We start from the raw sequence: 1350 nt of genomic DNA, 5'->3' as shown, positions 1-1350 counted from the left end.
TCACCTGATTTCTCCCAGGAGGCTCCGTCCTTTAGGGCGGGGAGGAATGGGTCCTTGGAGCGGAGCCGCGAAGCGGCGGAGTTCTCTGCACATCTGTTCTGATCTGCACTCTCTTCCGTTGTCAGTGGTGGGTGTTAGGTTGCGGGTCGTGACGACAGCAGCGGTAGCCGAGACGGTGTCCGGGCATGCCCGGTACACGTTCCGGCTGCGTCTGTCGTCCACGGCGCTGGCCCGGCTCGATGCCGAATGGTCGAGGTGTCGTTGGGTGTGGAACGAGTGCGTGGCGATGTCCCGCAAGGTCCACCGGCATAACAAGACGACCGGCGAGAAGACGACGTGCGGTCCGGCGCAGCTCGACAAGATGCTGACTGAGGCCCGCAGGTCGATGACCTGGCTGCGTGAGGGTGCGAGCGTGCCGCAGCAGCAGATCATCCGGGACTTCGCCAAGTCCCGTGCGAAGGCGATCAAGGACATCAAGGCGCGGTTGCCGATGCGGCAGCGGGCGGGGATGCCCCGCATCAAGCGGAAGCGCGAGGCCGTGCCGTCGCTGAACTACACGCAGCGCGGGTTCCGGCTGAAGGACGGACGGCTGCACCTGGCGGGCGGGATCGTGGTGACGGTGGTGTGGTCGCGTGAGCTGCCCAAGACGCCGTCCTCCGTGCGTGTGTACTGCGACAGCCTCGGCCACTGGTACGCGTCGTTCGTCGTCCCCACCGTGACCGAAGACCTGCCGGGAACCGGCCGGGCGATCGGCATCGACTGGGGTGTGCGCGAGACTGCGACCACCACGTCCGACGCCCACGACCTCCCGCATGCTCAGCACGGGAAGACCGCCGCCGCGAAGCTCGCGCACTATCAGCGGATGATGGCCCGGCGCCGGACCCCGAAGAACCGTCCCGACACCAACGGCTACCGCAAGGCCCGGCGGGCTGCCGCGAAGCTGCACAAGACGATCGCCCGGCAGCGGCAGGACACCGCCCGCAAGTGGGCCAAGGGTGTGGTCCGTGACTTCGACCACCTCGCCGTCGAAGACTTCCGCCCGAAGTTCCTCGCCAAGACCACCATGGCCCGCAAAGCGGCCGACGCCGCGATCGGCGCCACCAAGACCGCCCTGGTCGAGATGGCCCGCAAGCACGGCAAGACCGTGCACCTGGTCCACCCCGCGCACACCACGATGGACTGCGCACACTGCGGAGCGAGAGCCAAGCACCGCCTACCTCTTTCCGAGAGAACGTATACGTGCACCGCGTGCGGAACCGTGTCCCCCAGGGACAAGAACTCCGCCCGCGTGATGCTCGTCCGGGCTGGTCTCGTACCCGGCTAGTGCTGATCTTGTAAGACCTGCACCCC

The 1350-nt window shown here is 67.1% G+C and carries 1 protein-coding gene; it reads left to right on the top strand.

What is annotated here, in order from left to right; translation table 11 throughout:
* Positions 1-148: 148 nt before the first annotated feature.
* The gene (locus ACFXA3_RS42610; protein WP_385196931.1) at positions 149-1324 is read left to right on the top strand and encodes an RNA-guided endonuclease InsQ/TnpB family protein; all 1176 of its coding nucleotides are present in this window, start codon (positions 149-151) and stop codon (positions 1322-1324) included.
* Positions 1325-1350: the final 26 nt, after the last annotated feature.

The organism is Streptomyces sp. NPDC059456 (genome assembly GCF_042750055.1).
Classification (GTDB): Bacteria; Actinomycetota; Actinomycetes; order Streptomycetales; family Streptomycetaceae; genus Streptomyces.
This window is presented reverse-complemented; position numbering and strand designations above follow the sequence as displayed.